This is a genomic window from Kitasatospora sp. NPDC059722, from assembly GCF_042733235.1.
In the GTDB taxonomy this organism is placed as follows: domain Bacteria; phylum Actinomycetota; class Actinomycetes; order Streptomycetales; family Streptomycetaceae; genus Kitasatospora.
On sequence record NZ_JBHWGD010000012.1, the window covers coordinates 37,920 to 49,903 of the forward strand.

Sequence of the window (11,984 nt, forward strand, 5' to 3'; positions counted from 1 at the left end):
ACACTTTTCTTTTGTCGTGGCCGTTTTATTTTTTTTATACCCCCCCGGCGGGGGTTGGGGGGGGGCCCCACAAAAATAAGTCGGAAGGATCGACTTCTGATGCAGCGCCCACCGTTTCCGGCAGGCGCAGGAACGTTCCCCCTTCTGCAGTCGCGAGAAGTCGGCGGGATCGACTTCTCGTGCGTGGGCACCGATGCACGGCTCGACTTCCGACGCCGACCGGGAGAAAGCGCGGACACATCGAGGGAAATCACGGTGGTGTACATGTCAGCATGGCGACACTTTGCGGGCCCGCCGTGGGGCCCGCACGGATCCTGGGAGCAATGATCCACATGCGACGGATACGAACCCTCGCCGTCTGCCTGACCTCGGCCGCCCTGCTCGGCGCGCCGCTGGCGTTCGGGCCGGCTGCTCAGGCTGCCGAGGGGTGCGCCAAGGCGAACGTGTGTCTGTACTCGGGGAAGGGCGGGCGCGGGGCCATCGTGTGGCAGGGGCCGCTGTCACAGCTTCGGGGTTCCGACATCACCGGCATCACGCCCTCGGTGCAGGCCAAGTCGGTCCGTACGCCCCTCCCCGCCGGCGAGGACTGTGCGGTCGGGCTGTTCCCCGAGCGGGACCTCGGCGGGGAGGCGAAGTGGGCCAACGGGCCTCTCGCCAACCTCACCGCCCCCGGGAGTACCCAGCCCGTCACGGTCGCCTCGGCGTACGTGGATTGCGGCTGAGCCGACTGCCGGCGACGAAGTCCTCGAACGAGCGGGGCGGGCGGGCGAGGGCTCGTTCAACGCCGTCCGAGACGGTGATGCCCCTCCCCTCGCGGATGTCGATGAGCAGGTTGGTGAAGAGGCGGGCGACGGCGGGCGGGGTGCCCTGGGCGGTCAGGAGTTCCAGGTACGCCTCCGGCGCGATGGGGGTGTAGCTGATCGGGCGGCCTGCCGCGGTGGCGATCCGCTCGACGGCTTCGGCGAAGCCGAGCGGGCGGGGGCCGGTCAGTTGGTACGTCTGGCCGTTGTGGCCGGCCTCGGCGGTGAGGGCGGCCACCGCCACGTCGGCGATGTCCTCGGCGTCGATGAACGGCGTCCGCCCGTCCCCGGCGGGGAGGGCGAGGTTTCCGGCCTCGATGCCCGGAAGCCAGAACGTTTCGCTGAAGTTCTGCGCGAACCAGCCGGGTTGGAGCACCGTCCACTCCACGCCCGATTCGCGCACCGCCTGCTCGGCGGCCTTCAGCGGGTGGTCGTCACCCGCCTCGCCGACCCCGTGGGCGGAGAGCAGCACCAGACGCCGCACCCCCGCCGCCACGGCTTCGGCGACGAGCCTCGGGAGGCGTTCGTGGCGGTCGGCGCCCGGACGGAGGTCGGGCTCCATCAGGTAGGCGGCGCGGACGCTGTCCAGTGCCGGCGCCCAACTCGCCGGGTCGCCAAGGTCGAAGTGGACGTCGCCGCCGCTGCGAGAAGCCGTACGAACGGGGTGACCGGAGGCGCGCAGGCGGCGGGCGATGCGGCGGCCGGTCGTGCCCGTGCCGCCGAGAACGAGGAATGTCTGCATGCCCACCAGGAAATCCCGCTGGGGGCAGACGATCCATGGGAGATCGTCGCCGTCTCCTTTGCGATCGTCTAGCGTGAGCCGCCATGGACGTCCTCAGTGATCTCCTCCACCGGGCCCGCGCGAGCAACGCCCAGGTGCGGCAACTGGTGCAGCGCCCGCCCTGGTCGATGACCTTCGCCGATCCCCCGCCCCTCACCGTCATCGCGGCACTCGGCGGGCACGCGTCGATCCGGCTCGACGAGGAACCGGGTACGACCCCGGTGCGGCTCACCGCCGGTGACATCGCGCTGATCACGGGCGCCGGCCGGTACACGATCGCCGACGGTCCTGACACCCCGCCCCAGGTGGTGATCCGCGCCGGCGTGAAGCAGTACCTCAATGGCCCGGCGCATCAGAACCTCGCCCCGCGCACGTACGGCGACGGGCTACCCGGCGCCACCACCCTGCTCCGTGGCGCGTACGACCTGCGCGACGACTTCGGCGGCCGCCTGCTGGGCATGCTCCCGCCGCTGGCCGTCGTACCCGCGGGCCCCCGAACCCGCGGCGCGCTCGACCTGCTCGCCGCCGAGGTCGCCGAGGAGGAGCCCGGGCAGGATGCGGTCCTGAACCGCCTCCTGGACCTCGTCCTGGTGCTCGCCCTCCGCGCGTGGTGCACCCGGCCGGAGGCCCAATCCCCCTCCTGGTTCCGCGCGTTGGCGACCCCGGCCGTCGGCGACGCACTGCGGCTCCTGCACGAGGAACCGGCCCGCCGCTGGACGGTCGCCGAACTGGCCGGACGGGTCGGGCTGTCGCGGGCCGCGTTCGCGGCACGGTTCGCCACGCTGGTGGGCGAGCCGCCGCTCACCTACCTCACCGGCTGGCGGATGGACCTGGCCGCGAACCTCCTCCGGAACGGCGACGACACCATCGCGGCCGTGGCACGGGACGTCGGCTACGAGGACGCCTTCGCGTTCAGCGTCGCGTTCAAGCGCGCCCGAGGACTCAGCCCGTCGGAGTGGCGGCGGGCAGTGCAGGAGTGAGGCACGCGGCTCGCGCGGAAAGTCGGACCGGCCGACTTCCTGCACCACGCCGAGCCGGCCAGCCCCGCCCGACCCTTGCGGGCAAGCCACCGCGCACCCGGGCGGGCACGGTCGCGCGGTTGAGGCCTGCGATGCGTGGGAAGTCGGCCGCTCCGACTTCCTGTGTGCTATCGAAGCGGTCGGCTGCGCTGGGCTTTTGCTGGCCAACCTCACTGGCCAGCGGACGGACAACGGCCGTTCGACGCACCCATTGAGCACCGGGCCCCACTCGGGAGCCCAGTTCGCCGAAGAGGCGCTCCGAGCAGCGCGCGTAGGGCGAGCCGTCTGCGCAGGAAGTCGACGTGGCCGACTTCTCGGGTGCACCCTCGGCACGGCAGATGCACCCCCGCCGGGGCCACCGGGCAGATGCCGGGACAAGCGCCGCATAGGAAGTCGGCCGCGTCGACTTCCTACGCCAGTGCATCCTTGGCCAAGGGAGCAGGAACCTTTCTTCTTCGGCGGATCGCACGAGAAGTCGGCCCAGCGGACTTCCTACGCCGGCACGGGCTCCTGCGGGCGCCGACAACGGACGGACCTGGCCACGCACGGCGGCAGAAACGCTTCTTCTGCCTTGGCACGTCCGAGCGCACGAGAAGTCGGCTGGGTCGACTTCTCGTGCGGATCCCAACCAGCCGCCAGCACGGCAGATGCACCCCCACCGGGGCCCACTAGTGCCGCGTCAGACAGCCTTTGCCCCGGCCTGGATACGGTGAGGCCGTGAATGGAAGAGATCAGCCAGACCTGGACGAGATCGAGTCGTGGTTCTCTGCTGTGGCCGACGGACGCGTAAGCCGGGATGCAGCCGACCGGTGGGCCGGGCGTTGGTTCCTCGATGACGAATTGGAATGGGACGACCTGTCACTGTGGGCGCTGGAGCACCTCCACGGGATCGATTTGCGGCCGGGGCCCGAGGAACCGTACCTGCACAACGACGAGCAGGTACGAGAGTGGCTGGAGGAGCTACGGCGGCGCCGCGCCAGGTAGCGCACACCGAAGGCGCTCCTGTCCCCGTCCGCTCCTGACGCGAGGCTGTTGGTGCACGGCAGAACGAGTAAGGGTCCGTGAGATTGATGACGGCGAGGGCGGGCGGTTGCTGCGGATCGTCCGCCGGGGCACTGGGTCGGTGGTGACCTGGCGGCGGGCCCGGATGGTGCTGCTGTCGGCCCAGGGAATGCCCGTGGCGAAGATCGCCGAGGTCACGTTCACCGGCGCGGACCGGGTCCGCGACGTGATCCACAACTTCAACGCCGACGGCTTCGACTCGCTCTGCCCGAAATACAAGGGCGCACGGCCGAGGACGTTCACGCTGCCCGAGCGCCGGGAGACCAAGAAAATCGCCAAGTCGAAGCCGGCCGAGCACGGCCTGCCGTTCTCGACCTGGAGCCTGGCCAAGCTGGCCGACTTCCTGGTCGCCGAGGGGGTGGTCGACGACATCAGCCACGAGGGCCTTCGGGTCCTGCTCCGCGAGAAGGGCGTCTCGTTTCAACGCGTGAAAACCTGGAAGACCTCGAAGGATCCCGACTACGCAGCCAAGAAAGCCCGGGTCGAACACCTCTACGCGATCGCCGACGGCGAGGTCATTCCCGAAGAGGGCGAGCCCGAAGCCGTCTTCTGCCTGGACGAGTTCGGTCCGCTCAACCTCCAGCCGCACCCGGGCCGGCAGTGGGCCGAACGCGGCGGCAAGGGCAAGGACCCCGACCGCGAGCCCAGACCCCGGCGGCGGGCCACCTATACCCGACCGCACGGCGTCCGGCACCTGTTCGCCGCATACGACCTCGCCAAGGGCCAGCTCTACGGCCACGTCAAGAAGACCAGGAACCGCTCCAAGTTCCTGGAGTTCTGCCGCTACCTGCGCTCACTGCACCCCGCGGAAGTGCGGATCGCGATCGTCTGCGACAACTACTCGCCGCACCTGACGACGAAGCGGTGCCAGCGGGTCGGGACGCGGGCGGCGGCGAACAACGTCGCGATCGCCTACACCCCGACCAACAGCTCCTGGCTCAACCGGATCGAGGCCCAGTTCACCGCCCTTCGCTACTTCGCCCTCGACGGCACCGACCACGCCAGCCACAAAGAACAGGGCAGTATGATCCGCCGCTGCATCATCTGGCGGAACAAGCACGCCGCCGACGAGCGCCTACGCGAAGTCGTCACCAGGGCGAACGTTGCCTGATGCGGCACTAGGAAGATCCCGCGACAAGCCCCCCAGGAAGTCGGCCACATCGACTTCCTACACCAGGGCATCCTCAGCCGACGCGGCAGGAACCTTTCTTCTTCGGCGGATCGCACAGGAAGTCGGCCCAGCGGACTTCCTACGCCGGGCGCCGGCAGTGGGCGGACCTGGCCACGCACTGCAGCAGGAGCGTTTCTTCTGCCTTGGCACGTCCAGGCGCACGAGAAGTCGGCTGGGTCGACTTCTCACGCGGGCCCCAACCAGCCGCCTACCGGGCAGATGCCGGGACAAGCGCCGCATAGGAAGTCGGCCGCATCGACTTCCTATGCCAGGACATCCTTGGCCACGGCGGCAGGAACCTTTCTTCTTCGGCGGATCGCACAGGAAGTCGGCCCAGCGGACTTCCTGCGCCGCGGCGGGCTTCTGGCCACGTGCAGCGGCCCGGTCGCCGCGTCTGCTGGGCGCCAGTTGCCCTCGGAGCGGCGGCGGGCAGCGTGCATGAGGCCCGCGACCTTGTGCAGGAAGTCGGACCGGCCGACTTCCTGTGTCTTGCCGAGCTGACCGGTTGGCCGGGGGGGTCGGGCCGCGCACGAGGTGTGGGGATCGCAAAGGAAGTCGGACTGGCCGACTTCTCGCGATGCGTCGGGCCTTCGGTGGCTGGCGAACGGGCCGCTTGAGGGGGTGCGAATTATGCGCGAAGTCGGGTGGGGTGGGGGTTATCTTGGGCGCTTCGGGAGAGGAGGTGGGGTGTCTTGTTGATCGAGTTCGTTCGGCGGGTGGATGGCCTGACGTATCGGTTCCTCCGTGACGGTGACTTCAACGGCAGGCCCTCGTTCAAGCGGCTCGATCTGGATCTCTGATGCCGCTGGTTCCCCGACCGGGGGTGGTGCACCGTCGATGCGCACGGGATTGCCAACTCCTGGCCACTGCTGGGGCGTACGGGTGGCGAGGAGCCGTTCCCGCCCCTTGGGCCCTAGCGCAGCTGGAAGGGCGGCAAGTCCTACCTCTACGATCTCCGCAGCTTCTAGTCCTCCCCCGTCGCCGCGATCACCACCGCGTGACCGTTGCCGATCCCGACGATCGCCGCGTCGAACGTCGCCTCGGTGACCGAGCGCCACGACACGCGCCCCCGTGGCCCCTCTCCGTACGCCGTCGAGCCGTTGGCCCGCCACTGGGCATCCGGGCCCAGCAATGTCACCAGCCCGAGGCCGATCGCGTCGGCCACCGGTCGCATCGGGCCGTCCCCGCCCCGGTACACGAGGTCCCGGATGAGGGTGCCGGCGATCCACGGTGGCGCCTCCTCCGGCGACACCACGATCGCCAGCGCGGCCTCCATCGCCCGCACATCCTGCGGACCCCCGTGCCCGTGCTTGCAGTGTCCACAGTGCGGGTGGAGCAGGCCGGTCGGCTCCAACACGTCCCAGCACAACCGGCCGTGGCTGCGGCCGTCGTCGGATCCGAGGTGGACGATCCGGTCGGGCATCAACTCGACCCATTCCGCCAACCAGAGGTGGAGGTCCGGGTCCGAGCCTAGGTCGTACGGGGGCGGCGGGGCGAAGGAGAGGTTCACGGCGACCAGGATGCCTCACCGGCCCCTGCGGACCTTTCGGGTCCGGGCTTCGCAGACCGCCCCGACGACGGCCGCCAGGATGATCAGGATCAGCAGTCCGAGCACCGGTGGCCTCGGTGGCGGTTGTAGTCGCGCAGCAGCGCCAGCAGATTGATGAGCGTGCTGGCCGGGATGTTGCCGAGGTTCACCAGCACGCGGCCGTTCATCGCGGTCTCGCCGGGTTTGGCGGAGGGCCAGAGAAGGCCGAATTCGCGGCTCTCGGATCGCAGTTCGACGATCAGCTCGATGATCTGGCGGGTGGTGAGGTGCCGGATCGCGGGGTCGGAGGGGTGGATCGGGTGGAGGGCGTTCACGCGGCACCGTCCAGCTCGAACCAGACCGTCTTGCCGAGCTTCTGGGGCTCCACGCCCCAGCGGTGGGTGAGGCCCTTGACGAGTTGGAGGCCCCGGCCGGTCTCGGAGAGGGCGGAGGGGTTCCGGGGTTCAGGGAGCGTCGCGCTGCGGTCGGCGACGGTGACCCGGAGGGTGTTGCGGAGGAAGACGATCAGGACGACGGGCGACGTCGTCTCGCCGTGGCGCCAGGCATTGACGATCAGTTCGACGAGCGCGAGTTCGGCATCGGCGATGGCGGAGGGCGGCCATCCGGCCTTGGCCATCGCTTCGCGGAGGGCCTCACGGGAGAGCGTGAGGGAGGGCGAGTTGAGGTGACGCATGGAAATTCTCCCAGCGGTACAGGCGGATTGACGCTCCGTTACGTGAGCGCCGCATCACAGACTGTAGAGCATTGGACGGTATATGTGCGACATGCTTCAACACATGTGCCGCTAAACGCGGCTGGACTCGCCATAGCGACCAGGTGGATGCTTGGGCACATGCCACCTACACCAAGCGCACGAAGGCAGCGGGTTGGCATCGAGCTGAGGAAGATGCGCGATGCCGCCGGTACGAAGACAACAGAGGCGGCCGCTGTCCTCGGCGTAGACCGAACGAAGATCACGCTCATCGAGCAGGGCACCTACGCCGTGACGCCCGAGCGGGTGATGGCCCTCGCCCACAAGTACGGGGAAGGTGACTCCGCATATGTAGAGGCGCTCGCGGCCATGGCCGGCAGAGGGCCCAAGGGATGGTGGGAGGAGTATCGCGACATCGTTCCGGCGGGCTTCCTCGACATCTGCGAGTTCGAGTACTTCGCGCTTGGGATGCACTCGTATCAGATCAGCCATCCGCCCGGGCCCATGCAGTCGGAGCGGTTCTGCCGCTCGATCTTCCAAGAGGCCCAGGTGAAGCTGACTCCACGCGTTGTGGAGACTCGCGTTGAACACCGTATGCGTCGATCAGCGATGCTGATGGCAGATGGGGCCCACCCCTACACCGCGATCGTCCACGAGGCGGCGCTGCACATGCAGTTCGGCGGACGTGACGTCGCACGGGAACAGCTCGACTGGATGCTGAAGTTGTCTGAATTGCCACACGTCACGCTTCGAGTGGTCAGCTTCGCATCGGGAGGCTTCATCGGGTCTGGTCAAGCCATCTACTACGCACATGGTCAGGTGCCGCGACTCGACACCGTCATGTACGACTCGGTGGATGGACCGATCTTCCTCGACTCGGCAGAGCACCTGAACCAGTACCGCTCAATCGTCGAGCAGATGACTGAGCGATCCCTATCGGTTGAAGGCTCCCGCGATCTGATCACGAAGATCAAGAAGGAGATGTAACCGATGGATCACCTGCCCTGGACGCGCCCTGCTGCTTGCGCCAATTCGGGAAATTGCCCTGAGGTGGCGATCACCGCTGACGGTGTCCTCATACGTAGCAGTCTGGTTCCTGATGGCATTGCCCAACTCACCACCGCCGAATGGCGGGATCTGGTCGCTGCGATCCGATCCGGGGAGTTCGACCTCTAACCACGGGGTAGCGACGCCATCATGAACACGACCATGCGAAACGTTCTCGTCTCCCTCGCCACCATCGCGGCCCTCGGTGTCGTCGCTGCCCCGGTGGCCTCCGCTACCCCCTCCGTCTCCTCCTCCACCCGCAACCCCTCCACCGTCAAGGCCGCCGCTTACAACCAGGCCCGCAACATCCTCGCCAACGCCGGCAGCCAGACGGCCGCCAAGTCCCACCCCGTCCACGGCAAGCCCGACGTCCCCGTCTCCTACGGCACCTCGCTCCTCGCCTCCGCCCGGGACGAGTTCCGCGCCAAGGACAAGAACCTCCCGCCCAAGGACAAGAAGTCGGACATGTCCATCCCCCACTACAACGCCATCCACAGCGCCGCCAACACCATGGGCATCGACCGCTGGTAGCAACGCCCCCGGCCCGGGCGACGTCTCCGTCACCCGGGCCGTACCGGCGATACCCCCGTCACCTCCGGTAGAACACCTTCTTCGACCACACGAACCCGACCACCGTCAGGCCCGTGCACCACGCCAGCGCACTCCACGCGCTGCTGCCGATCTCCGTCCCCATCAGCAGCCCCCGCAGCGTCTCGATGATCGGCGTGAACGGCTGGTACTCCGCGAACCACCTCAGCACCGTCGGCATGGAATCCGGCGGGACGATCGCGCTCCCGATGAACGGCAGGAACGTCAGCGGCAGCGGCGTGTTGCTCGCGCTCTCCGGCGTCTTCGACACCAGCCCGATCCCCGCCGATATCCACGTCAGCGCCAGCGTCACGAACCCCAGTAGCCCCGCCGCCGCCAGCCACTCCACGAACCCCGCGTGCGGCCGGAACCCCATCGCCAGCGCCGCGCCTATCACCAGCACCAGCGCGACCATCGTCTGGATGACGCTCCCGACCACGTGCCCGGCCAGGAACGCCGACCGCGATATCGCCATCGTCCGGAAACGGTTGACGATCCCCTCGGTCATATCCACGCAAACGCCCACCGCCGTGGCCACCGACCCCGCCGTCGCCGTCATCAGCACGATCCCCGGCGCCACGTAGTCGATGTAGTTCCCACCGCCGATCCCCGCGCCCAGCGCCCCGCCGAACCCGTAGTTGAACAGCGACAGGATCATCACCGGCATCAGCACGACCGAGAACGTCATCGCCGGGTACCGCAGCGCGTGCTTCAGGTTCCGCCGCAGCATCGTGAGCGAGTCGCTCATCACGTACGTCGCACTCATCGCGCGCCCTCCCCCGTCAGCGTCAGGAACACGTCGTCCAGGTCCGCCGTCTGCACGACCAGCGACTCCGCCCGCACGCCCGCGTTGTCGAGCGCGTCCAGCACCGCCTTCACCGTGACCACCGAGTTGTCGCCCGGGATGTCCAGGCGCAGCCCCTCGGCGTCGGCCGTCGCGTAGTCGAACAGCTCAGCCGCCGCGTCGAGTTGGCCCGCGTCCGCGAACTGCACCCGGATCCGCCCGCCCGGAACGATCCGCTTGAGCTCCTCGGCCGTGCCCTCCGCCACGATCCGGCCACCGTCCAGCACGGCTATCCGGTCGGCGAGTTGGTCCGCCTCCTCCAGGTACTGCGTGGTGAGGAAGACCGTCACCCCGTGGTCCGCCACCAGCCCCCGGATGATCTCCCACATCGTGCGCCGGCTGCGGGGATCCAGCCCCGTCGTCGGCTCGTCCAGGAAGATCACCCGGGGATCCCCGACCAGCGTCATCGCCAGATCGAGCTTCCTCCTCATCCCGCCCGAGAAGGTGGACACCGGCTTCCGCGCCGCCTCCGTGAGGTCGAACCGCCGCAGCAGCTCCTCCGCCCGCCTCCGCCCCTCCCGACGGCGGAGGTGGTTGAGGTCCGCCATCAGCATCAGGTTCTCCTCGGCCGTCAGCAGGTTGTCCACCGCCGAGAACTGCCCGGTGACCCCGATCGCCGCCCGGACTCCATCCCCCTCGCGGACGACGTCGTGCCCGGCCACCCGGGCCACCCCGCCGTCCGCCGGGATCAGTGTGGAGAGGATCTCCACCGTCGTCGTCTTGCCGGCGCCGTTCGGCCCCAGCAGGGCGAACACCGTGCCCGCCGCGATCTCCAGGTCGATGCCGTCCAGCACGACCTTCTCCCCGTACGCCTTGGTCAGTCCGACCGCCGAGATCGCCGCCATCACGCCCGCCGGACGGTGATGTCGCCCATTTCGGTCTGCGCCCGGACCTCGACGGTCTCGCGGGCCTCGCCCGGACCCTCCGTCGCGCCCAGCTCGTTGCGCAGCCGGCCGTGCTTGCTGTGCACGTCCAGCCAGGCCGCCGTGCCCTCCGCGATGCCGACCTCCAGCTCCCCGAGGGCCGTCTGCAGCGACACCAGGCCGCGCTCCACCCGGCCGATCCGGATCGGGCCGTGCGCCGTCTTGGCGTCCACCCCGGCGTGCGCGGTGCCGACCTCGATCCGGCCGAAGGAGGCGTTGGCCTTGAGCTCCCCGTGGACCTCGCGGACCTCGGTGTCGCCGGTGCTGTTCTTGACCGTCAGCGCGCCGAGCACCGTGCCGATCTCGATCCGGCCGAGGCCGGAGACCTCCGCGTCGCCGTCGGCCGAGCCCAGCCGGACGTCCCCGCTGTCCGTCTTGAGCCAGACGTTCGCCGCGCTGTCCACGTGGATCCGGCCGAGCGAGGTCTTCACCCGGCAGTCGCCGAGCGGGCCCTCGGTGACGAAGGTGGCCAGCGGGGCGTCACCGTCGACCTCCGAGCCGGCCGGCAGCTCGATCAGGACGTCGACCGAGCCGACGCGGCCGAACACGTTGCGCTTGCGGGGGCCCTTCAGGGTGAGCCGGCCCCCGGCGAAGTCGACCTTCGTCTGCTGCGCGGCCTTGACGTCCAGCTCGACGGCGGAGTTGGACGGCGTCACCTCGGCGACGACGTCGGTGCGCTTGCCGGCGCGGATCCGCACCGAGGCGATGTCGAACTCGATGACGGCTGTGATCGGGCCGTTGGTCTCGTACGTGGGCATGGCTGTCCCGTCCTCTTGGCTTCGAAGGCTGTTCCCGCTGGTCGGAGCGGGGGTGACGTTGATGGTGTGAAGCAGTGCAGGCCGTACGGGTGGTGCGGAGAAGCGTTACCGGACCCAGCCGGTGAACCCTTGCCCCCGGCCGCGCCGGGACTGCGGCTGGGGCTGGACGGCCGGCCTCGCGACCGGCTCGCCGCCCTCCAGCGCGCCCGCCACGACCCGGACCAGCCAGGCGTTGAGCGACAGGCCCTCCTGCCCGGCGGCGTCCTCGGCCCTCGTCTTGAGGTGGGCCGGGAGTCTGAAATTGATCCGGGCAGTGCCGCCCTCGTCCGACTCCGACGCCACGGGCGGCGCCAGTGGCGCCAGTGATGGCGCCATCGGCGGCGCGACCGGCTCCACCTCGTGCGGGAAGGCGTCACTGCTCGGCGGCACGCTCACCACGAACTCGGGGTTCGTGCCGCGCAGCCGCACGTCCACCGAGCCCGGCGCGAGCTCACGGGTGATCTCACTCGTGGCGGCCGACAGGGCGTTGAGCAGCGTGAGCCGCACGGCCGACTCCAGCGGCAGCGTCAGCCGCTCGGCCAGCGCACGGGCTTCTTCCCCGCCCGTGCCCGCGGCCACCGCGAGCTCGTTCCGAAGGTTTTCGACGTACGGCGTGAGGTCCATGGCTCAACTATGGCACGGGGGGTGGCGCCATGTCGAGCGATTAATGGCACCACTTTGGCGCCATGTAAGCACCACCCCCGGAAACATG

At 69.2% G+C, this 11,984-nt stretch carries 15 protein-coding genes; 7 read left to right on the top strand and 8 right to left on the bottom strand.

The window, feature by feature from the left end; all coding sequences use genetic code 11:
• Window positions 1–332 precede the first annotated feature (332 nt).
• Entirely contained in the window at window positions 333–722 is a 390-nt protein-coding gene (locus tag ACFV4F_RS10285) for a hypothetical protein (protein WP_380501511.1), read from the top strand.
• Here the strand turns inward: ACFV4F_RS10285 and ACFV4F_RS10290 are convergent.
• On the bottom strand, window positions 688–1,542 hold the full coding sequence (locus tag ACFV4F_RS10290; protein WP_380491323.1) for an NAD(P)H-binding protein: 855 nt from the start codon (window positions 1,540–1,542) through the stop codon (window positions 688–690). The genes ACFV4F_RS10285 and ACFV4F_RS10290 overlap by 35 nt on opposite strands.
• Window positions 1,543–1,625: 83 nt before the next feature.
• Between ACFV4F_RS10290 and ACFV4F_RS10295 the strand changes: the two genes are divergently transcribed.
• The 3 genes from ACFV4F_RS10295 to ACFV4F_RS10305 all read left to right on the top strand — a co-directional run bounded on the left by ACFV4F_RS10295 (window position 1,626) and on the right by ACFV4F_RS10305 (window position 4,773).
• A complete protein-coding gene (locus tag ACFV4F_RS10295; protein ID WP_380501513.1) occupies window positions 1,626–2,561 on the top strand; it encodes an AraC family transcriptional regulator in 936 nt (311 codons plus the stop codon).
• Between the two features lie 879 nt (window positions 2,562–3,440).
• A complete protein-coding gene (locus ACFV4F_RS10300) occupies window positions 3,441–3,584 on the top strand; it encodes a hypothetical protein (protein WP_380435172.1) in 144 nt (47 codons plus the stop codon).
• A 106-nt stretch (window positions 3,585–3,690) separates the two neighbouring features.
• Window positions 3,691–4,773: an IS630 family transposase gene (locus ACFV4F_RS10305; protein ID WP_380501515.1), complete on the top strand. Its 1,083-nt coding sequence runs from the start codon at window positions 3,691–3,693 to the stop codon at window positions 4,771–4,773.
• A gap of 1,024 nt (window positions 4,774–5,797) precedes the next feature.
• Here the strand turns inward: ACFV4F_RS10305 and ACFV4F_RS10310 are convergent.
• The 3 genes from ACFV4F_RS10310 to ACFV4F_RS10320 all read right to left on the bottom strand — a co-directional run bounded on the left by ACFV4F_RS10310 (window position 5,798) and on the right by ACFV4F_RS10320 (window position 7,055).
• Window positions 5,798–6,343 (bottom strand): hypothetical protein, encoded by a 546-nt coding sequence (locus ACFV4F_RS10310; protein WP_380501517.1) that lies wholly within the window; start codon window positions 6,341–6,343, stop codon window positions 5,798–5,800.
• Window positions 6,344–6,432: 89 nt separating this feature from the next.
• A complete protein-coding gene (locus tag ACFV4F_RS10315) occupies window positions 6,433–6,696 on the bottom strand; it encodes a hypothetical protein (RefSeq protein ID WP_380435168.1) in 264 nt (87 codons plus the stop codon).
• The gene (locus ACFV4F_RS10320) at window positions 6,693–7,055 is read right to left on the bottom strand and encodes an ATP-binding protein (RefSeq protein WP_380501519.1); all 363 of its coding nucleotides are present in this window, start codon (window positions 7,053–7,055) and stop codon (window positions 6,693–6,695) included. Before ACFV4F_RS10320 ends, ACFV4F_RS10315 begins: the two co-directional genes overlap by 4 nt.
• Before the next feature lie 159 nt (window positions 7,056–7,214).
• On the opposite strand from ACFV4F_RS10320, the gene ACFV4F_RS10325 reads away from it, so the two are divergent.
• From ACFV4F_RS10325 to ACFV4F_RS10335, 3 genes are read left to right on the top strand one after another with little or no spacing between them, the layout of a single operon-like run.
• Complete coding sequence (locus ACFV4F_RS10325) at window positions 7,215–8,060, top strand: helix-turn-helix domain-containing protein (protein WP_380501521.1); 846 nt, start codon at window positions 7,215–7,217, stop codon at window positions 8,058–8,060.
• 3 nt (window positions 8,061–8,063) lie between these two features.
• Window positions 8,064–8,249, top strand: a complete 186-nt coding sequence (locus tag ACFV4F_RS10330; protein WP_380491309.1) for a DUF397 domain-containing protein — start codon at window positions 8,064–8,066, stop codon at window positions 8,247–8,249.
• A gap of 33 nt (window positions 8,250–8,282) precedes the next feature.
• Complete coding sequence (locus tag ACFV4F_RS10335) at window positions 8,283–8,651, top strand: hypothetical protein (RefSeq protein WP_380435166.1); 369 nt, start codon at window positions 8,283–8,285, stop codon at window positions 8,649–8,651.
• Between the two features lie 58 nt (window positions 8,652–8,709).
• Here the strand turns inward: ACFV4F_RS10335 and ACFV4F_RS10340 are convergent, their stop codons facing one another.
• The 4 genes from ACFV4F_RS10340 to ACFV4F_RS10355 form a co-directional block, all read right to left on the bottom strand.
• Complete coding sequence (locus ACFV4F_RS10340; protein ID WP_380501523.1) at window positions 8,710–9,474, bottom strand: ABC transporter permease; 765 nt, start codon at window positions 9,472–9,474, stop codon at window positions 8,710–8,712.
• Window positions 9,471–10,397 (bottom strand): ATP-binding cassette domain-containing protein, encoded by a 927-nt coding sequence (locus ACFV4F_RS10345; RefSeq protein WP_380501525.1) that lies wholly within the window; start codon window positions 10,395–10,397, stop codon window positions 9,471–9,473. Before ACFV4F_RS10345 ends, ACFV4F_RS10340 begins: the two co-directional genes overlap by 4 nt.
• Complete coding sequence (locus tag ACFV4F_RS10350; RefSeq protein WP_380501527.1) at window positions 10,397–11,233, bottom strand: DUF4097 domain-containing protein; 837 nt, start codon at window positions 11,231–11,233, stop codon at window positions 10,397–10,399. Before ACFV4F_RS10350 ends, ACFV4F_RS10345 begins: the two co-directional genes overlap by 1 nt.
• 105 nt (window positions 11,234–11,338) lie before the next feature.
• Complete coding sequence (locus ACFV4F_RS10355; protein WP_380435162.1) at window positions 11,339–11,896, bottom strand: hypothetical protein; 558 nt, start codon at window positions 11,894–11,896, stop codon at window positions 11,339–11,341.
• Window positions 11,897–11,984 lie beyond the last annotated feature (88 nt).